Here is a 17,909-nt window from a genome sequence, read left to right on the forward strand (position 1 = left end):
GCGGCCCGTGGCCCGGACGGCCTATCGCTCCCCGGGCCGTTCCCCGGGCCGTTCCGGGGCCGAGGGGATGAAGCAGGCGGTGACGGTCTTCCCCTCCGCCGTGGGGTGGACGTTCCACGTGTCGGCGAGGGCCCCGATCAGGGCGAGGCCGCGGCCGGAGGTCCGGGCCGGGTCGGGCTCACGGGGGGCGGGCAGGTACGGCGAGGAGTCGCCGACGCTGACGTGCAGGCAGCGGCTGTCCCAGGCGAGGACGAGGTGCGCGTCGCTGTGCGCGTGGACGTGGGCGTTGGTGACCAGCTCGGAGACGGTCAGCAGGACCGCGTCCACCGTCTCCGGGTCGCTGTCGGGCCACCCGAGGGACTCCAGGTGGCGCAGGGTCCACTGCCGCCCGGCGCGCGCCCCGGCCGACGCCGGGAGGGTCCTGACCCAGCCCTTGGCCTTGATCGACGTTCCGCTCATCTCGTTCCCGCCCCGTCCGGTCCGCTCGGTCCGTGCTTTTCGTCCACGAATCGCCTGTCCGCACCTCCCGCCCCTCATGCACCCGTTCGGGGGTGCCGTCCCGCCGGGTCCGGAGGAAGCCCGGGGCGCCCTGTGATGAAACCCCCGCCGACGGGGAAGGGGCGGACCGTCGTTCCCTACGATCGGAGGACACCATGTCCGCTCCCGCCCTGCCGGCCCTGAGCACCGAGCAGCGCTCCGCAGCCCTCGCCAAGGCCCTGGAGGCCCGCCGCGCCCGCTCCGCGCTCCTGCGCAAGGTCGCCGAGGACGGCGCCGACGGGCTGCGCCACGTCCTGTCCCGCTCCGACGCCGGGGACCACGTGGCGCAGCGCATCCCGGTCCTGCGGCTCCTCCAGGCCCTGCCGCGCATCGGCTCGGTCCGCTCGGAGCAGCTCATGAAGGAGCTGGGCATCGCCGACACCCGCCGCGTCCGCGGCCTCGGCGCCCGCCAGCGCGCGGAGCTCCTGGCGGCCGTCGACGGCCGGTGACGGTCCCCGCCCGGTACGCCGCCCGCCCCTCCGGACGGCCGGACGCGGCGCCCCCGGCACGCACGACCACCGGGAAGCGCCGCGTCCGGCCCCGTCCGGCGTCCTGCGGGTGCGTCCTGCGGGGCGGTCCGGGGCGAGGCCTGCGCTCAGCGCCGCCCGGGACCGATCCTGACGAGGTGTCCGTCGAGCAGTTCGCGCAGGTGCCGCTCGGTCTCCGCGTCGGGCAGCGCCCGCTTGGGCAGCGGCTGGACCATCGCGCCGCGCTTCGCGGTCATCAGCACGAACACCCGCTCCGTCTCGGCGTAGTGGGCGTACTGGGCCCACGACGCGCGGGCCTCCGCGACGGCGGTGACCGTGTGGACGCCCCCGTCGTCGAGGGTCACCGCCAGGTCCCGGCACACCTGCGGGTTGTTGCGGGCGATCCGGCGGCCCGCCGGGAGGAAGACCAGGTGGGGGAGGACCGACATCACCACCAGGAACCCCACCAGGATCAGCACCCACCAGTCGCCCGCGCGGACCGCGGCCCAGCCCCCCGCGAGGGACAGGGGCAGCGTGAACCAGGGTTTGAGGATCCAGCTCCGCCGCGTGCGGAAGGCCGTGCTGAAGGCGTCCGCCCAGTCCGCCGCGTCGGTCGAGTAGGAGAGGGCGACGGTCCGTCCGGTCTGCTGTGTCATCCGGCAGAGGGTAGCGGCCCCGGCCGGACGCCCCCGGTCCGGGCCGCGGCCCCGGACACCTCCCCGGTCGCGGCCCGGGCCGCCGCCCCGGTCACAGCCCCCGCAGTGCGGAGAGGGCCGCGTTGTGGCCGCACATGCCGTGCACGCCGGCGCCGGGCGGCGTCGCGGCGGAGCACAGGTACACGCCGGGGACGCCGGTGCGGTACGGGTCGGCGGCGGGCCGCGGCCGCAGGGCGAGCTGGCGGACGGTGTTGGCGCCGGTCGCGATGTCCCCGCCGACGTAGTTGGCGTCGTACGCGGCGAACTGCGCGGGGGAGCGGACCGCCGTGGCGACGACCCGCTCGCGCAGGCCGGGGGCGAACCGCTCGACCTGCCGCAGCACGGCCTCCGTGGCGTCGCCGTCCCAGCCGTGCGGGACGTGCGCGTACGCCCACACCGGGTGCAGGGAGCCGCGGGAGCGGGAGGGGTCGGCCAGGTACTGCTGGGCGACCAGGACGAACGGCCGCTCCGGCATCCGGCCGCGGTGGACCTCCCGCTCGGCGTGGGCGACCTCGGCGAGCGTGCCCCCGACGTGGACGGTCCCGGCGCGGCGGCAGGCCTCCGCCGTCCACGGCACGCCGCCCTCCACCGCGAGGTCGACCTTGAACGCCGCCGGTCCGTGCCGCCAGCGCCGGTAGGCGCGGCGCACCCGGGGCGGCAGCCGGTCGCCGCAGACGTCGGCGGCGGCGCCGGGCGCGAGGTCCAGCATGACGACCCGGGCGGGCGGCAGTTCGGCGAGCGAGCGCACCCGCACCCCCGTCTCGACGGTGCCGCCCAGCTCGCGCAGCACGGCGGCGAGGGCGTCGGTGACCGCCCGGGAGCCGCCCTCGGCGACGGGCCAGCCGTAGCGGTGCCCGGCGGCGGTCAGCATCAGCCCGACGGCGGCCGTCGCGGGCCGGGTGAGCGGGTGCATGGCGTGGGCGGCCGCCCCGGCGAACAGGGCGCGCGCCTCCCCGGTGCGCCACCGCCGGGCGAGAACGGCGGCGGGCTGCGCCGCCCGCGCACCGAAGCGGGCCAGCGCCACCGGGTGCGAGGGCACGCGGACCACCGGGCGCAGCACGTCCTCGCGCAGGTCGTCGAAGCCGTCCGCGAGCGGCCCGAAGAGCCGCCGCCAGGCGGCGCCGTCCTCCCCGAGGCCCGCGCAGGTCGCGTCGAGCGAGCGGTGCAGCACGCCGGCCCGGCCGCCGTCCAGGGGGTGGGCGAGGTCGATCTCGGGCCACCGCCACGTCAGCCCGTACCGCTCCAGGCCGAGGGAGTCGAGGAACGGCGAGCCCGCGCCCAGCGGGTGCACGGCGGAGCAGTGGTCGTGGAGCAGTCCGGGCACGGTCAGCTCACCGGTGCGGGTGCCGCCGCCGATGCTGTCGGCGGCCTCCAGGACGGTGACCTCGAGGCCGGCCCGGGCGAGGGTGACGGCGGCGGCCAGGCCGTTCGGGCCGGACCCCACGACGACGGCGTCAGCCACGGGCACCGGCCGCCGCCGGGCACGCGGGCCGTACGGGGACCGTGCTCCCCGGCCCGTCGAGCCAGGGCTGACGCCCCGTCATGTCCGCCACGTCCACGCAGCCCTCCTCGACCGTCCCGTCCGCCGCGTCCAGGATCCGGTAGTGCTGGCACCGGCGGTGCACCGGCTGCGACTCCAGGGCGACGACGCGCAGCTCGCCCGGGGCGAAGCCGCAGCGCTCCTGGACCGCGCGCAGCAGCTGCTCCCCGTGCAGGTGCCCGTCCCCGAAGTTCCAGCCGAGGACGGCTCCGGCGACCGTCTCGCCGTCCCGCACATCGTAGGCGTCGGGGTCCCCGACGGCGCGCGGCAACAGGCCGTTGAGCGCGCGTCCGTGGCTGTGCAGCGAACGCCACGCCAGGCCCAGGTGCAGCAGCAGCTCGGCGTTCTCCCGCCCGTACAGGGCCGCGACCTGGTCGACGGGCAGCGCCGCGGCCTTGGCGACCCCCGCGTCGAGCCGGCCCTCGGCGCCGCGGCGGAAGCACCACAGGCTGGTCGGCCAGTTCCCGGCGTAGTACCGCATCGACGGCAGGAAGGAGACCAGGTCGGGGCGGAGGTTCCCCAGCACCGGGACGCCCACCAGGCAGACGAGCAGGACCGCGGCCGGCAGCGGGGAGTGCAGCGCCGTCGGCCCGACGGCGGCGTACCGGCCGAAGAGCACCAGCGCCGAGTAGACGAAGAAGACGTTCCACTCCAGGGGCACGCCCATCGGCACGGTGGAGAGGATGTGCAGGTGGAAGAGGACGATGACGGCCAGGGCGGCGGCCGTCGCCGTGCCGCCGCGCGAGAGCAGCAGGACCAGCGGCACGGCGTACTCGACCGCGGTGCCCGTGTGGGCGGCGAGCACGGCCGTCCGCGAGGGGCGCAGGTCGTCCGGCGGGTGCCGGTAGAAGGCGCGCTTGACCCGCCGCCACCGCTGGAGCGGGCTGTTGCTGACCATGACGGCGACGACGAAGGGGAAGTGCCGGTTGAGCTTGGAGGTCGCCGCGCCCCACCACAGGGCGGCCATGAGCAGCTTCAGGGCGGGCACCAGGTCGGCGGCGGGGAAGAGGAAGAGCACCAGCGCCAGCCCGTGGTGCTCCCCGCGGGCGGCCAGGAACACCGTCCGGTCGCGCAGGCCCAGCAGCGCCAGCGCGGCGGCGAGGGCGGCGACCGGCACGCGCGGCAGCATCCCGTCCCGGCCGGCGGGTGAGCAGAGCAGCCACACCGCCGCGGCCGCCACCGCCGCGTACAGCAGCACGTCGGCGGCGCCCCGGCGGGTGCCGCCGGTGAACGGCACCCGCCCCGGCCACGGGGGCAGGCGCACGGTGCCGGGCCGCGCCCAGTGCAGGAACGCCCCGACCGGCGGCACGAAGTGCGAGCTGAGCGGGCCCGACCCGCAGCCCAGGCCCAGCACCTCCCACAGCAGCGTCCACACGGCCAGCTTCTGGTAGGCGACGGGCGCCGCCCACCAGGAGCCGAGGTGCGCGAGGCCGCCGAGGCCGGGGGTGGCCGCGACGACCGCCAGGCCGCCCGCCGCGTACACCGCGGTCTTCGCGGCGTAGAGCAGGTGGACGGCGCCGGGGGTGCCGAAGCCGTGGTCGACCCAGTGCAGGGCGAGCGGCCTGATCCGGTCCAGGTAGGGGAGCGAGCGCCACTCCCCGACGTCGAGGTCCGCGAGGCGGGGCGTGCGGAATCCCATGCCGGTCCTCCCTCTCGTCCTGCCCGCGGGCGCGGCGCGGCGCCCCTCCTCCGGCCGCCGTGCGGCGCGGGGGGCGGTGCGCGGACGCGATGCTCCCACGCGGGCCCGTGCCGCGGCGAGGGGTGCGACGGGTCCTGCTCGGTGTGACCCGCGCCGGCGGGCGGGGGCCGCCGCGCCCGCCCGCCCGGCGGCGCCGCTGGGCTCAGCCCGAGACGGTCTCCCTGGTCACCAGGTCGACGACGGCGAGCGGGCCGCGCCGCAGCGCCTCCCGCTGCCGGTCGGCGCCCGTGCCCTCCCGCAGGAGCCGGTGCACCAGGGAGGCGACCTCGCGGGTGTCCCCGGCCTCGTCCAGGGCGGCCGCCACGTGGTCCAGGAGGGAGCCGAGGACGTCCCCCGCCCGCCGGGCCGCGCCGGTGCGCGGGTCGACGAGGTTCCCTCCCAGGCCGGAGCGGGCCGCGTGCCAGGTGGCCGCCGCCAGCAGCTCGCCGGGAGGGGGCGCCTGCGGCAGGCGGCGCTCCTCCTCGTGCAGCGCGGTCGCCACCAGCGCGCGGGTCAGGCCCGCGACCATCACCGCGTCGTCGCACCGCAGCTGCACGTCCGCGACCCTGACCTCCACGGTCGGGTAGCGCTCCGACAGCCGCGCGTGCCAGTACAGCTGGCCCAGGTCCCGGATGGTCCCGGTCCCCAGCAGGGTCCGGCAGCGCTCCTCGTAGTCGTCCGCGTCCGCGAAGTGCGGCGGCGGGCCGCTGACCGGCCACCGGCCGAAGACCAGGGTGCGCCAGCTCGCGAAACCGGTGTCCGCGCCGCACCACAGGGGCGAGCTGGCGGACAGCGCCAGCAGGACGGGCAGCCAGGGGCGGATGCGGTTGAGGACCGCCACCCCCGTCCTGCGGTCCTCCACGCCCACGTGGACGTGCATGCCGTTGATCAGCTGCTCCTCCACGAGGCGCGGCGCCTGCTCCCGCATCGCCCGGTAGCGGGGGCTGTCGGCCACGGGGACCGGCGTGCCGCAGGAGAACGGCGCCGCCGCGCACGCCGCGATCCGGCACCCGCACTTCTCGGCCGCGACGCCCGTCGCGTGCCGCAGCCGCAGCAGGTGGCCGCCGACCTCCGACAGGTCGCGGCACACGGGGGTGGCGGTCTCGACCTGCGCCTGGAGCAGCTCGGGGGAGAGCTCGCGGTCGCCCAGCGGGGGCTGCAGACGGGCCGCGGCCTGCACCTGCTCGGCCTGGGCCACCGGGAGACCGGTGACCGGGTCCAGCAGCAGGAACTCCTCCTCCACGCCCACACTGATCACGAATCACGCGTACCCCGGTTCCCGGTCCGGAACCGGGGTCGTGCGGGGGAGCGGGACCGGCGCGGGGGAGGGGGGCCGGCGCGGGCGCCGCCCGCGCGCCGCGTCCGGGGGCGGGGCGGCCCGGCGGGCCGTACGCTGCGTCCTGCGTCCTGCGTCCTGCGTCCTGCGTCCTGCGTCCGCCGGCGCCCTGCGGCGCACGGCAGAAGGCCCCGGACGGGGCCGGGGCGGTGCGGCCCGCGGACGGGCCGTGCGGCGGGGTGTTCCCGGCGGCGAGTGCCGCGCCGCCGGGAACACCGTCCTTCCACGGTTCGACGGTCGGACCGGTGGCAGCCGGTCCTGCTGGGGCCGGTCCCGCGAGGGTCGTCCGGCGGTCCGGTCGGCGCACCCGCCTCCCGTGTCCGCCCCGCCGCCCGATCCGGGCCGTCCGCCGCCGGAGCGGTGGACCCCCGGGGGTCCGGGCTGCGGGAGGGCGGTCGGGGAGAGGGCCTCTCCTAGCGCCTTCCGGGCGGGGGCGGCCACGCGCCCCGGCCCCGGTGCGTCACTGGTTGACGCTGATCCACTGGCCGGAGTTGGCCTGGGCGACGGCGTCGTCCGAGAAGTTGTTCACCGCGTACGAGCTGTTGTCGGCGTGGACGTTGGCCACGTGCTTGGTGACGCAGGTCAGCTTCGTGAGGTTGAGGCTGAACCGGCCCAGGGCCTCGCGGCCCGGCAGCAGCTCGGCGGACTCGTTCTCGAGCTCGGTGGCGTCGATCACAGGGATCTCCTCAGGGGGGAGTGGGGGTGGGAAGGGGCGGCGGGCCGGCGGCCCGTCGTCCGGTGTCGTCGGACGTCCCGTCCGACGACACCGGACGCTACGGCCTCGCGGGAGGCCGCCGCAAGCGCCGGACGGCGACTCTGTGTCACTGGTTTGTAACAGAGCGTTCCGGGGCGGTCCGGGGGTGCGCCCCCGGGGCCGGGGGCGCACCCCGGCCGGCCCCTGCGGCGCCCGGGGCCCGCCGGGCGCCGTGGAGGGGCGGGCGCGCCGCCCCCGCCGGGTGTGCCGCCGCCCGCGCCGGGAGGACCGCCAGGCGGCCGCCCTCCAGCACCCACACGGCGTCCGCCCCGGCCAGGAGGTGCGCGGCGGCGGTCACGCACACCACGCTCCCGGGGTAGTCCCGCCACACCTCCTCGAACAGCTCCCCCGCCAGGTCGGCCTCGTCCACGAGGAGCACCGGCGGCCGGCTGCGCACCGCCCGGACCAGCGCCACCCGGTGGCGCAGCGCCGCCGACAGGCCGAGGCCCCCCTCGCCCACCCGCGTGTCCAGGCCCCGGGGCAGGGCGGCGGCCAGGCGCTCCTCCAGACGTCCGGCCAGGTCGTCCCGGGCGGGGTCCGGGGGGTCCTCCCGGGCGCCGTCGCGGGCGTGGTCCCGGGCGTGCCTCCGGGCGCGGTCGCGGGCCGTGTCCGCCGGGGGAGGTCCGGGACGGCGCGTCCGCGGCGCGGCGGGCCGTCGCGGCGGGTCGCCGTGGCGCAGGCCCGCCGACACGCTGCCCCGCAGCGGCGGCAGGTCGCGGCTGACCAGCCGCACCGCGCGGTGCACCGAGTCCGGGTCGTGGCGGGCCAGCGGCCGGCCGTCCAGCGCGACCGACCCCCGGTCCGGCACCGCGAGCCGTGCGGCGACCGCCAGCAGCAGCGACTTGCCGCCGCCCGCGGGGCCGGTGACGGCGACCCTCGACCCGGGCTCCGCGCACGCCGTGACGCCGTCCAGGACGCCCTCCACGCACACGTCGGCCAGGTCCAGGCGGCCGGGCCCGCCGCGCAGCGCCCCCGCGCCGGCGGGCGGCCGCAGCGGAGCGGGGACGGAGAGGACCTCGCAGATGCGGCGCCGGGCCACGGCCGACGCCTGCCGGTACTCCTGGACCCGCGTCAGCGAGGAGACCGGACCGCCGAGGAAGCCCGCCACGGGCAGCAGCCACCCCAGCAGCTCCCGGTGGGACGCGTCGGAGAACCCCACCCCCACGACCACCAGGGCGGTCCCGATCCGGCAGCCCTCCGCCAGCGCCCCCAGCGCCCCGGCCCACCGGGCCTGCTCCACCGCCGCCTCGCCGAGGCGCCTGCTGCGCCGGGAGAGCATCCGGCGCTCCTGCCGGACCCGGCCGAGCGACTGCAGCACGGCGGTGTGGGTGACGCGCTCGTTGACGAACGCCGCGAGCCGCCCGCTGTGCCGCCGCGTCTCCCGCAGCCGCCCCGCCAGGCCCCTTCCGACCAGGACGGAGCCCGCGGCGGTCGCCGCCACCAGCACGGCCGCCGCCGCGCCCGCCCCGGGGGAGAGGACGGCGAGGGCGGCGAGGGTGCCCGCCACGGACACCCCGTCGACGAGCAGCGAGGCCAGCCCCCGGCCCACCCACAGCCGCAGGGCCGCCGCGTCGCCGGTGAACCGCAGCACCGTCACCCCGACCGTGCGGCGCCCCGGGCCCCACGCGACGCTGTGCGCCAGGTGGTCGAAGAGCAGCATCCGGACGGCGTGCACGTAGCTCTGCGCCAGACGCTCCGCGAGGGGCGGGCGCACCGCCTGGAGGGCCACCGCGGCGACCGCGGCCGCCGCCAGGAGCGCCACCAGCGCGGCGGCCGGCCAGTGCGCGGGGGAGTCCCACACCGCCCCGCCGGACGGGCCGCCTGCGCCGCCCGCGCCGCCCGGGCCCGCCGCGGCCCCGGACGGGCCGGGAGGGTGCCGCGCCCGGGCGGCGAGCACGTGCAGCGCGACGGAGAGCGCCACCACGCACAGGGCCTGGCCCAGGCCGGCCAGCACCAGCAGGACCGTCATCCGCCGCCGGCCGCCGCCCAGGGTGCGCGGCATGCGGATGCGGTGGCCGCCGCGTCGGGTCACCGGACCGCGTCACCGACGCCGGAGCCCGCCAGCTGCCGCCCGCCGGGCTCCGGCGCCTGCGGGACGGCCCGGTCCGGCACCCGGGCCGCCGGCACGGCCGGAGCCCCCGTCAGGACCGACGCCGCCACGGCCGGTTCGGAGAGGTCCGCCGACCCGTAGACCGGGACCTCCAGCAGCTCCGCCGCCTCCGCCACGGCGAGCGGGGATGCGGTGAACACCCCGCCGACCGCCCGGACCGGCAGGCCCTGCCCGGCGAGGTACCGGGACCCCGCCACCGCGCTCACCGCGTCCGGCGCGGCGAAGAGCACACCGCCGACCCGGCGCCGGAACGTCCCCGTCCCCAGCAGGAACGACGTCTCGCGCTGCAGGATGCCGTCGGCGACCTCCAGCACGATCGCGTCCACGCACTGCCGCGCCAGGTGCGCCACCGCCGCCCGCAGCACGCCGAGGACCTCGGCCGCCTCCAGTCGGTAGGTGCTGGGGAAGCCGAAGTCGGTGAAGTCGACGACGCAGGCCGCCCCCGCGTCCGCCAGCAGCACCGGGTCGCCGGGCGCGCCGGTGCCGGTGACCTTCGCCGCTCCCACCCGGCGGCCCGCGCGCACCAGGCCGCGGACCAGGGACGCCGCGGCGGTGGACTTCCCCGCGTTCATCGACGTGCCCAGCACCGCGACGGTCGGCGGCCGGACCGGCCCGTCCGCCCCGAGCGGGTGGGCGAGCGCCCGCAGGTTGAGCGTCGCCCCCGACTCGCCCGCCACCAGTCCGACGGGGCGGAGCGCGGTGGGCGGCAGCATGGAGGCGTGCCGGGAGACCACCGTCGCCGCGATCCCGCCGCCCGCCGCCAGGTGGCAGGGGCCCAGGTGGTCGGGGACCACCGCCTCGAACTGGTCGGGCGCGTACCGGTCCCCGTAGACGACCACCACGCCGTCGCCCGGGAACAGCCGGCTGCGTGCGCCGTCCCGCTGCCCCAGGAAGCGGTGCTGCCCGATGCCGGTGACCCGGCAGAGCACCAGGTCCCCCCGGCGCGGCCGGTGCTCGCCCGTCCGCACCCGCAGGGGGCGCAGGGTGCCGTATCCGACGTCCAGCAGGCGGCGCGCGGTGTACGCGACCTTGGCCTCGCCGCCGTCGGCGACGCCTTCGAAGTGCACGTGGTCCATGGGTCTCTCCAGGGGCTCGCGGACGGGGCTCGGCCCGGTCCGGGGCTTGCGTGTGGGGGTGCCGTCCGGGCGCGGGGCGGTCCGTCCGGGGCGGTCCGCCGGTGCGGGCGCCCCTCCGCGGGTGCGCACACGTCCGTCCGTGCGGGGCCCGTCCTCCGGGGCGGCCCGCCCGCGGGCGGGTCCGCGGACCCGCGGACGGGCCGGGGAGCCGCGGCGTCCGCGGCGGCGCACCGGGCGCGCCGGTGGCGCGTCCGGTGGGTGCGCCTCAGCCGCGGGGCTGCGGCGGGCGGGCTGCGCCGGCCCGCGGCGGCAGGCGGAGCGCGTCCGTCCCCGCCCTCCCGGGCGGCGGGCCGCCGGGCGGCGCCGCCCCGCCGGTGTCCGCGGGGAGCCCCGGCGCCGCCCCGGCCGCCGGGTCGGCACAGGCCCGCGTGCGGCGCGGCAGCGGTCCCCGGACCCGCGGGGTTCCGCCCGCGCCCGGGACGGCGGACGCCGCCTGCGCAGTGGCCGGGACGGCCGGGGGGAGGGGTGGGGCAGGCACGGACTCTCCAGGGAGGGGCGGCGGCCCGTGCCCCCCGAGAGGGCGTGGGCGGCGGTGGTCCGCGGCGCGGGGCCGCGGGGCGGGTCTCCTGGAAGAGGGCAGGATCCGCAGGGCGCCGCGAGGGCGCCCGTCGGGCGGGTGCGGGCCGGATGCGGGCGGCGGCCGCGGGCCGTGGCGTCCCGGTTCCCCGGAGCAGCCCGCCTGACCGCACGACACCTGACGCGCAGTCGCGAAGGTAGCAGACCGGGTCGTCCCGCGTCCGCTTCCCCGCGGGGTGCGGGGCTGCGGCGCGGGTGCCCGGGCGGGTCGGCCCCGGCGGCGGAGACCCCGGCCGCGGGGCGGCCGTGCCGGAGCCGCCGGTACCGGCCGTGGCGCCCTCGGAGGCGGAGCCCCGCGGGGGCGCGGGGGAAATCGGGGTGACCGGCGGCCCGTCCCGTGCTGGGATGGGCGGATGGACCACGCAGAGGTGCTCGCCCTGTTCGACCGCCAGGTGAGGCGCGGGGCGCGGCCCGACGGCCCCGGCGCCCGCGTGGAGCGGGACGGCTCCGTGGTGCGGCAGGTCGGCGCGGAGCACGGCTGGAACGGCGTCGTCTGGTCGGACCTCGACGAGGGGACGGCGGACGCCGCGATCGCGGCCCAGGTGCGCTGCTTCTCGGCGCTGGGGCGGGAGTTCGAGTGGAAGCTGTACGCCCGCGACCGGCCCGGCGACCTCGGCGCCCGGCTGCGGGCGGCCGGGTTCACCCCCGAGCCGGAGGAGACCGTGATGGTCGCCCGGATCCGGGACCTGCCCGCCGGCGCCGGCCTCCCCGAGGGCGTCCGCCTGCTCCCGGTGGCCGACCCGGCCGGGGTGGACCTCGTGGTGGACGTCCACGAGCAGGCGTTCGGCGCGGACGGCGACCGCCTGCGGCGGCGGCTGCTCGACCGGCTGGCGCACAGCCCGGAGACGCTCCGCATGGCTGTCGCGGTGGCCGACGGCCTGCCGGTGTGCGCGGCGCGGATGGAACTGGAGCCGGGCACGGACTTCGCCGGCCTCTGGGGCGGCGGCACCGTGCCGGCCTGGCGGGGCCGGGGCCTGTACCGGGCCCTGGTCGCCCACCGCGCCCGGGCCGCCGCCGAACTCGGCTACCGGTACCTCCGGGTCGACGCGTCCGACCGGAGCCGCCCGATCCTGGAGCGGCTCGGGTTCGTCCCGCTGGACACCACGACCCCGTACGTCCACCGGCCCCGGCGCGAGGACCGCGGCCGCTGACCGGGCGGCGCGGCCCCGGTCGACCGCCGGACCGCCGGACCCGACCGGCCGTCGCGGCGGCGGCCGGGGCGGTCCCGCCGTCGAGCCCGCCGCCCCGCCCCCCGTGCACGCCGCCGGCCGCGGACGCGCGGGGTGCGCATCCGCGGCCGGGCGGTGGCGGTGGCGGTGCCGCCGCAGGGCGGCGGGGTCAGTCCAGCGGCTTGTCGAGCACGGCCTTGCGGTGGCTGAAGGTCTCGAAGCCCCAGCGGCCGTGGTAGCTGCCCATGCCGCTCTCGCCGACGCCGCCGAAGGGCAGGTCCGGGACGGTGAGGTGCGCGACCGGCAGGCCGAAGGCGAGGCCGCCGGAGGAGGTCTCCTCGGAGAGCCGCCGCCGGGCGTCCTCGTCCTCGGTGAACGCGTACAGCGCCAGCGGCTTCTCGCGGTCGTTGACGAAGGCGATCGCCTCGTCGAGGCCGTCGACCTCGACGATCGGCAGGATCGGACCGAAGATCTCCTCCTGCATCACCGGCTCGTCCGCGGCCACCCCGGCCAGGACGGTCGGCGCGATGTACCGGGTCTCCCGGTCGTGGCCGCCGCCGACCACCGTGCGGCCGGAGCCGAGCAGGCCGACCAGGCGGTCGAAGTGCCGCTCGTTGACGATCCTGCCGTACTCCGGCGACGCCGCCGGGTCCGGTCCGTGCAGCGCCGTGACGGCGTCGGCCAGGGCGGACTCCAGCGCGCGGGCGGTCTCCGGGTCGGTCAGCACGTAGTCGGGGGCCACGCAGGTCTGGCCGGCGTTGAGGAACTTGCCCGCCGCCAGCCGGGCGGCGACCTGCGCCACGTCCGTGCCGCGGTCCACGAACGCCGGGGACTTGCCGCCGAGTTCGAGGGTGACGGGGGTGAGGTGGCGGGCCGCCGCCGCCATCACGATCCGCCCGACGGTGCCGTTGCCGGTGTAGAAGATGTGGTCGAAGCGCTGCTCCAGCAGGGCCGTGGTCTCGGGCACGCCGCCCTCGACGACGGCGACCGCCTCGGCGTCCAGGTACGCGGGGAGCAGGCGGGCCAGCACGGCGGAGGTGGCGGGGGCCAGCTCGCTGGGCTTGGCCACCACGCAGTCGCCCGCGGCCAGTGCGGCGACCACGGGGGCCAGCAGCAGCTGCGCCGGGTAGTTCCACGGGGCGATGACCAGGACGACGCCGAGCGGGTCGTGGACGGTCCAGGCCGTGGCCCCGCCGAGGAAGTCCGGGACGGGGGCGGGCTCGGGCCGCAGCCACTCCTCCAGGTGCTCCAGGGTGTGGTCGATCTCCCGGACGGTGAAGTCGACCTCCGTCCGGAACGCCTCCTTGCGGCTCTTCCCCAGGTCCTCGTGGAGGGCGGCGGCGAGGTCCTCGCCGTGCTCGGTCAGCAGGGCGCGCAGCTGCCGCAGCTGCCCGGCGCGCCACTCCAGCGGCCTGGTCCGGCCGGTGCGGAAGGCCGCGCGCAGCCGGGCGACGACCGCCGCGGGCTGCTCCGGGGCGTCCTGCCCGCGGCCGGCGGCGCCGGACGCGGTGGCCTCGGGGGTGCGGGTGTCGGATACGGGGTGTGCCATGCGTGTGCCTCGTCTGTGCCGTGCTGCCGCCGGGGCGGCGTGCGGGGGTGGTCGGGCCGGGTGCGGGCCGCCGCGGTCCGCGGGCCGCGGCGGCCGGGCGGCGGTCAGCCGCGGCCGAGGGCCGCCAGCAGCTCGCGTGCCAGCCGCTCGGACGACGCGGGGTTCTGACCGGTGTGCAGGTTGCGGTCCGTCACGGTGTGCTCGCTGAAGGGGGCCGCGGACCGGTAGTCGGCGCCCAGCTCCTCCAGGCGGTCCTGGAGCAGCCACGGCGCCTTGTCGGCCAGGCCGACGGCGCGCTCCTCGTCGTTGCTGAAGCCGGTCAGGCGGTACCCGGCGAAGGGCCAGGACCCGTCCTCGCGCCGGGCCGCGAGGAGGGCGGCGGGGGCGTGGCACAGCACGCCGAGCGGCTTGCCGGAGTCCAGCGCCGCGGTGAGCAGGCGGCCCGAGCCGGCGTGGACGGCGAGGTCCTCCATCGGGCCGTGGCCGCCGGGGTAGAGGACCGCGTCGTACCGGTCGAGGTCGACCTCCTCCAGCTTGGCGGGGTGCTCCAGGTCGGTCCGGATCGACTCCAGGTAGGAGGCCACCTCGTCCGCGTGCTCCTTGCCGCCGTTGGCGTCGGGCGTCAGGCTGCCCGCGTCGACGGTGGGGACCACGCCGCCGGGGGTGGCGATGGTGACCTCGCAGCCGGCCTCGCGCAGCACGCGGTGCGGCGCGGCGAGCTCCTCGGCCCAGAAGCCGGTGGGGTGCGGGGTGCCGTCGGCGAGGGTCCAGTGGTCGGCGCCGGTGACGACGAACAGGACGGCGGTCATGACTGCCTCCTTGCAGCGGTGTCGGTGCCGCGGGAACGGGGCCCGCGGCATAAGCTTGAGTAGCTCAAGCAACTAAATACATGTAAACGACAGCATTTGACAATGTCAAGTGATCCTGGGCTTCCCGGCCTCCCCGGCGGTGCCGGGGGCGGTCCGCGCCACCGGCGCCCCGGACGGGGGCCGTCCGGCCGCCGGAAGGATCCGGACACGGCCTGCTCCGGGCCCGTGCCCGGCCCGCGCCGGACGAAACGCCCGGCCGGTGCGCCCCGGCCCGCGCAGGCCGGGAGCGCAGAGGGCGGCCGGCGGTGCGCTGAGGCCGGCGGGATCCGGCCCGCACGAGGGAGGCCGGCCGGGCGCCGGAGCGCGCCCGGCCCGCGCCGGACGGGGCCTGGCCCGCGTCCGGACGGCCCTGGTATGCATGGCGGGTGCGCTTCGACACCGTCCCGACGCCCCCGGCCGTCCGGGACCGGCCCCGCGACCCCCGGGGCTACCCCGTACCAGCGGTCACCCCGTGGGAGGACGGCGAGCCGCGCTTCGCCCTCACCGACCACGCCCGCAGCGCCGACTGCGCGCGGATGCGGCTCTGCGCGGTCTGCGGCACGCCCATGCCCCCGGGGAGCGTGTGGCGGGTGGTGGGCGCGGCCGAGAGCGCGGCGATCGCCGACGCCCTGGCCGCGGGCCGCCCCTACCGCAACCTCGCCCCGACCACCGAGGGCCCCGGCCACCGGGCGTGCATGCTCTACGCCGCCATGGTCTGCCCGTACCTGGCCCGGCCCAACGCACGCCGGGGCACGGCCGCGCCGTCCGGGGCGCCGCGCGGGGTGCGACCGGCGCGGTGGCGGGCTTCGGCGCCTACGAGTACGCGGTCACCGCGACGCAGGTGCTCTTCCGCTTCCTGGACGTGGTCGAGTTCCTGCCCCACGACACGTCCGACGTGCACCTGGACGAGCTGCGCGCCGAACTCGCCGGGCGGGGTCAGCGCCGGTAGGCCGGCAGCCCGGGGCGGTCGGAGACCCGCACGGGGCCGGCCGAGCCGTCGACCGGCAGCGTGACGACGCCGTCCGGGGTCCTGGCGGCGACGGTGCGGCCGTCGGGGGAGAAGGCGGGCTCGGTGTAGTCCGTCGCGGCGTACGGGGTGAGGTCCCTCGTCACCCGCCCGTTCTCCGTCGCCCTGCTCACGAGGAGGTGGTCGTGCCCGCCGACCGAGCGGACGAAGACGACCTCCCCGCCGGGCCCGGCCGGGGACACCGCGGGCTCCGAGCCGTGCCCGACCGGGGCGCTCGTCGCGCGCAGGTTGTCGTCGAGGACGTAGACCTCCCCGGTGGAGGGGTTCGCGTAGGCGACGTCCGCGTACCGGCCGCCCGCGCTCGGCCAGGTGTTGCCCGCCTGCGGCAGCGGCCCCCCGCTCCCGCCCTCCCCGGCCCGCAGCGGCAGGTCCAGCGGCCGCGGCGTGCCGCCGGTGGCGGGCACGGTCTCCAGCCCCGTGACCCCCTCGACCCGGGCCGCGAAGACGAGGTCGTTGCGCGCCCTGAAGCCGTGGCGGGGGTCGGCCGCCATCACCCGCCAGGCGGGGTGGGACCAGGTCTGCCCGCCGGGGTTCCCCGCCACGACCGTCCGCCCGCTGCCGTCGGGGGCGGAGACGACGAGGTCGCCGCGGCCGTCGACGAAGGCCGCCCTGCGGCCGTCCGGGGACCAGGCCAGGTCCCGGACGGGGGTGCCGAAGTCGACCCTTGCCCCGCCCACCCGCACGTACCGGGTGCCGTCGCTGACGGTCAGCGTCCCGCTCCTCCCCCCGCCCGCGCCCGTCCCGCCCGCGCCCGTCCCGCCCGCGCCCGTCCCGCCCGCGCCTGTCCCGCCCGCGCCCGTCCCGCCTTTCGCGGCAGGGACGGCCGGCGCAGCCCCTCCCGCGGTCCCTCCCGGTCCCCCGGACCCGCCGGGGGAGGCCGTGCCCGTGCCCCCGGAACCCCCCGTTCCGCCCGCCGGGACGGCGCGGGAGGCGGCGGGAGCCGTGGGAGACCCCGGGCTGCCGGCCGCGGTGCGGCCGTCGTCCGACGGGCCGCACCCGGTGAGCAGGGCCGCCGTGCCCGCGGCGAGTGCGACGGCGGTGGCGGTGGCGACGAGTGTGCGAGCAGGCATGAGAAGGCCCCCGGGGGTGCAGCCGCCGCCGTGCCCGCCGCAGCCGCGCGGTGCGCGGGCGGGCGGCGTCCGGACGGGCCGCCGGTCCGGACGCCGCCCGAAGGATGCCCGCCCGGGGTCCGGGCCCTGTCCGGCGGTCGTCACAGCCGTGCAACGCCTCCGCGCCGCCCCGGCGGCACCCGTGTGAGGTGCGCCACGCGCCGGCCCCGGATGAAAGCCTCCCGGGGCGGTATCCGCTCCTTGCGGGCCGCGCCCGGGGAGGACGGCCCGCCACCGACCCGAGGAGTATCCGGCGTGACCTCCAGCAGCACCGCCGACCGCGCGGCCCGGGTTCTGTTCCGCCCCTTCTCGGTGGGCGGCCTGACCGTGGCCAACCGCATCGTCATGGCGCCGATGACCCGCGAGTTCTCGCCGGGCGGCGTGCCCGGCGCCGACGTCGCGGAGTACTACGCCCGGCGTGCCGCCGGCGGCGTCGGACTGGTCGTCACGGAGGGCACCTACGTCGGCCACCCGTCGGCCGGGACCAGCGACCGCGTGCCGCGCTTCCACGGGGAGGACGCGCTGGACGGCTGGGCGCGCGTGGCCGATGCGGTCCACCGTGCGGGCGGGAGGATCGTCCCGCAGCTGTGGCACGTCGGCATGGCCCGCACCGCCGGCGCGCCCCCGTACCCGGACGCCCCGCCGGTCGGCCCCTCCGGCCTCGGCCTCGACGGCGCGCGGTCCGGCCGGGCGATGACGCAGGACGACCTCGACGCCGTCGTCGCGGCCTTCGCCGACGCGGCGGCCGCCGCCGAGCGCACCGGCTTCGACGGCGTCGAGCTCCACGGCGCCCACGGCCACCTGGTCGACCAGTTCCTGTGGGAGGGCACCAACCGCCGCACCGACGCGTACGGCGGCGACCCGGTCTCCCGCACGCGCTTCGCCGCCGAGATCGTCGCCGCGTGCCGCCGGGCCGTGTCGCCGGACTTCCCCATCGTCTTCCGCACCTCCCAGTGGAAGGCGGGCAACTACGACGCCCGGCTCGCCACGACGCCCGAGGAGCTGGAGGCGGTCCTGACCCCGCTTGCCGCCGCCGGCGTGGACGTCTTCCACTCCTCCACGCGCCGCTACTGGCTGCCGGAGTTCGAGGGCTCCGGACTCAACCTCGCGGGCTGGACGAAGAAGCTCACGGGCAGGCCCGTCATCACGGTCGGCTCGGTCGGCCTGGACAGCGACTTCATCAAGGCGTTCCAGGGCGGGAAGGCCGGGGTCGCCGGCATCGAGCGCCTGCTGGACCGGCTGGAGCGCGACGAGTTCGACCTCGTCGCGGTCGGGCGCGCCCTGATCGCGGACCCCGAATGGGCCGACAAGATCCGCTCCGGCCGCGTCGGGGACCTCGTCCCCTTCGGTCCGGAGCTCCTGCGCACCCTGCACTGAG

15 protein-coding genes are annotated in these 17,909 nt (G+C 78.6%); 4 read left to right on the forward strand and 11 right to left on the reverse strand.

The annotated features are described in order from the left end of the window. Positions 1-21: 21 nt before the first annotated feature. Positions 22-459 carry an ATP-binding protein gene (locus tag ACFY07_RS12750; RefSeq protein ID WP_390868664.1) on the reverse strand — a complete coding sequence of 146 codons (438 nt, stop codon included), beginning with the start codon at positions 457-459 and terminating at the stop codon, positions 22-24. A 194-nt stretch (positions 460-653) separates the two neighbouring features. Here ACFY07_RS12750 and mihF point away from each other — a divergent pair, with 194 nt between their 5' ends. Continuing rightward, complete coding sequence (gene mihF / locus ACFY07_RS12755) at positions 654-986, forward strand: integration host factor, actinobacterial type (protein WP_230747785.1); 333 nt, start codon at positions 654-656, stop codon at positions 984-986. 146 nt (positions 987-1,132) lie between these two features. Here the strand turns inward: mihF and ACFY07_RS12760 are convergent, their stop codons facing one another. The 7 genes from ACFY07_RS12760 to ACFY07_RS12790 all read right to left on the reverse strand — a co-directional run bounded on the left by ACFY07_RS12760 (position 1,133) and on the right by ACFY07_RS12790 (position 10,193). Further along, on the reverse strand, positions 1,133-1,660 hold the full coding sequence (locus tag ACFY07_RS12760) for a YcxB family protein (protein ID WP_390868665.1): 528 nt from the start codon (positions 1,658-1,660) through the stop codon (positions 1,133-1,135). Between the two features lie 91 nt (positions 1,661-1,751). Further along, entirely contained in the window at positions 1,752-3,161 is a 1,410-nt protein-coding gene (locus ACFY07_RS12765; protein ID WP_390868666.1) for a phytoene desaturase family protein, read from the reverse strand. Beyond that, positions 3,154-4,878, reverse strand: coding sequence for a DUF3556 domain-containing protein (locus ACFY07_RS12770; RefSeq protein WP_390868667.1), 1,725 nt, complete (start codon positions 4,876-4,878; stop codon positions 3,154-3,156). The genes ACFY07_RS12765 and ACFY07_RS12770 overlap by 8 nt, the downstream gene beginning before the upstream one ends. Positions 4,879-5,080: 202 nt before the next feature. Then, on the reverse strand, positions 5,081-6,175 hold the full coding sequence (locus tag ACFY07_RS12775; RefSeq protein ID WP_390868668.1) for a glutamate--cysteine ligase: 1,095 nt from the start codon (positions 6,173-6,175) through the stop codon (positions 5,081-5,083). A gap of 538 nt (positions 6,176-6,713) precedes the next feature. Continuing rightward, complete coding sequence (locus ACFY07_RS12780) at positions 6,714-6,929, reverse strand: hypothetical protein (protein ID WP_230747773.1); 216 nt, start codon at positions 6,927-6,929, stop codon at positions 6,714-6,716. 145 nt (positions 6,930-7,074) lie between these two features. Beyond that, positions 7,075-9,009 carry an ATP-binding cassette domain-containing protein gene (locus tag ACFY07_RS12785; RefSeq protein WP_390868669.1) on the reverse strand — a complete coding sequence of 645 codons (1,935 nt, stop codon included), beginning with the start codon at positions 9,007-9,009 and terminating at the stop codon, positions 7,075-7,077. 26 nt (positions 9,010-9,035) lie between these two features. Further along, positions 9,036-10,193, reverse strand: coding sequence for a DUF1611 domain-containing protein (locus tag ACFY07_RS12790; protein ID WP_390868670.1), 1,158 nt, complete (start codon positions 10,191-10,193; stop codon positions 9,036-9,038). 989 nt (positions 10,194-11,182) lie between these two features. Here ACFY07_RS12790 and ACFY07_RS12795 point away from each other — a divergent pair. Next, the gene (locus ACFY07_RS12795; RefSeq protein WP_390868671.1) at positions 11,183-11,980 is read left to right on the forward strand and encodes a GNAT family N-acetyltransferase; all 798 of its coding nucleotides are present in this window, start codon (positions 11,183-11,185) and stop codon (positions 11,978-11,980) included. A 187-nt stretch (positions 11,981-12,167) separates the two neighbouring features. On the opposite strand, the gene ACFY07_RS12800 is transcribed toward ACFY07_RS12795, so the two are convergent. Together ACFY07_RS12800 and ACFY07_RS12805 are read right to left on the reverse strand one after the other, a co-directional pair. Continuing rightward, a complete protein-coding gene (locus ACFY07_RS12800) occupies positions 12,168-13,547 on the reverse strand; it encodes an aldehyde dehydrogenase family protein (protein WP_390868672.1) in 1,380 nt (459 codons plus the stop codon). A 104-nt stretch (positions 13,548-13,651) separates the two neighbouring features. After that, entirely contained in the window at positions 13,652-14,356 is a 705-nt protein-coding gene (locus ACFY07_RS12805; protein WP_390868673.1) for a type 1 glutamine amidotransferase domain-containing protein, read from the reverse strand. 835 nt (positions 14,357-15,191) lie between these two features. On the opposite strand from ACFY07_RS12805, the gene ACFY07_RS12810 reads away from it, so the two are divergent. After that, positions 15,192-15,344: a hypothetical protein gene (locus ACFY07_RS12810; RefSeq protein ID WP_390868674.1), complete on the forward strand. Its 153-nt coding sequence runs from the start codon at positions 15,192-15,194 to the stop codon at positions 15,342-15,344. On the opposite strand, the gene ACFY07_RS12815 is transcribed toward ACFY07_RS12810, so the two are convergent. After that, positions 15,332-16,099 carry a hypothetical protein gene (locus tag ACFY07_RS12815; protein ID WP_390868675.1) on the reverse strand — a complete coding sequence of 256 codons (768 nt, stop codon included), beginning with the start codon at positions 16,097-16,099 and terminating at the stop codon, positions 15,332-15,334. The genes ACFY07_RS12810 and ACFY07_RS12815 overlap by 13 nt on opposite strands. Positions 16,100-16,786: 687 nt before the next feature. Here ACFY07_RS12815 and ACFY07_RS12820 point away from each other — a divergent pair. Then, the gene (locus tag ACFY07_RS12820; protein WP_390868676.1) at positions 16,787-17,908 is read left to right on the forward strand and encodes an NADH:flavin oxidoreductase; all 1,122 of its coding nucleotides are present in this window, start codon (positions 16,787-16,789) and stop codon (positions 17,906-17,908) included. Position 17,909 lies beyond the last annotated feature (1 nt).

Origin of the sequence: Streptomyces sp. NPDC001380 (genome assembly GCF_042895785.1) — a bacterium.
GTDB lineage: Bacteria > Actinomycetota > Actinomycetes > Streptomycetales > Streptomycetaceae > Peterkaempfera.

What these genes read in the sequence shown, in the direction of transcription:
- mihF (WP_230747785.1), top strand. Translation starts at nt 654, where the DNA reads ATGTCCGCTCCCGCCCTGCCGGCCCTGAGCACCGAGCAGCGCTCCGCA.
- ACFY07_RS12785 (WP_390868669.1), bottom strand. Translation starts at nt 9,009, where the DNA reads ATGCCGCGCACCCTGGGCGGCGGCCGGCGGCGGATGACGGTCCTGCTG.
- ACFY07_RS12760 (WP_390868665.1), bottom strand. Translation starts at nt 1,660, where the DNA reads ATGACACAGCAGACCGGACGGACCGTCGCCCTCTCCTACTCGACCGAC.
- ACFY07_RS12800 (WP_390868672.1), bottom strand. Translation starts at nt 13,547, where the DNA reads ATGGCACACCCCGTATCCGACACCCGCACCCCCGAGGCCACCGCGTCC.
- ACFY07_RS12770 (WP_390868667.1), bottom strand. Translation starts at nt 4,878, where the DNA reads ATGGGATTCCGCACGCCCCGCCTCGCGGACCTCGACGTCGGGGAGTGG.
- ACFY07_RS12805 (WP_390868673.1), bottom strand. Translation starts at nt 14,356, where the DNA reads ATGACCGCCGTCCTGTTCGTCGTCACCGGCGCCGACCACTGGACCCTC.
- ACFY07_RS12795 (WP_390868671.1), top strand. Translation starts at nt 11,183, where the DNA reads ATGGACCACGCAGAGGTGCTCGCCCTGTTCGACCGCCAGGTGAGGCGC.
- ACFY07_RS12790 (WP_390868670.1), bottom strand. Translation starts at nt 10,193, where the DNA reads ATGGACCACGTGCACTTCGAAGGCGTCGCCGACGGCGGCGAGGCCAAG.
- ACFY07_RS12750 (WP_390868664.1), bottom strand. Translation starts at nt 459, where the DNA reads ATGAGCGGAACGTCGATCAAGGCCAAGGGCTGGGTCAGGACCCTCCCG.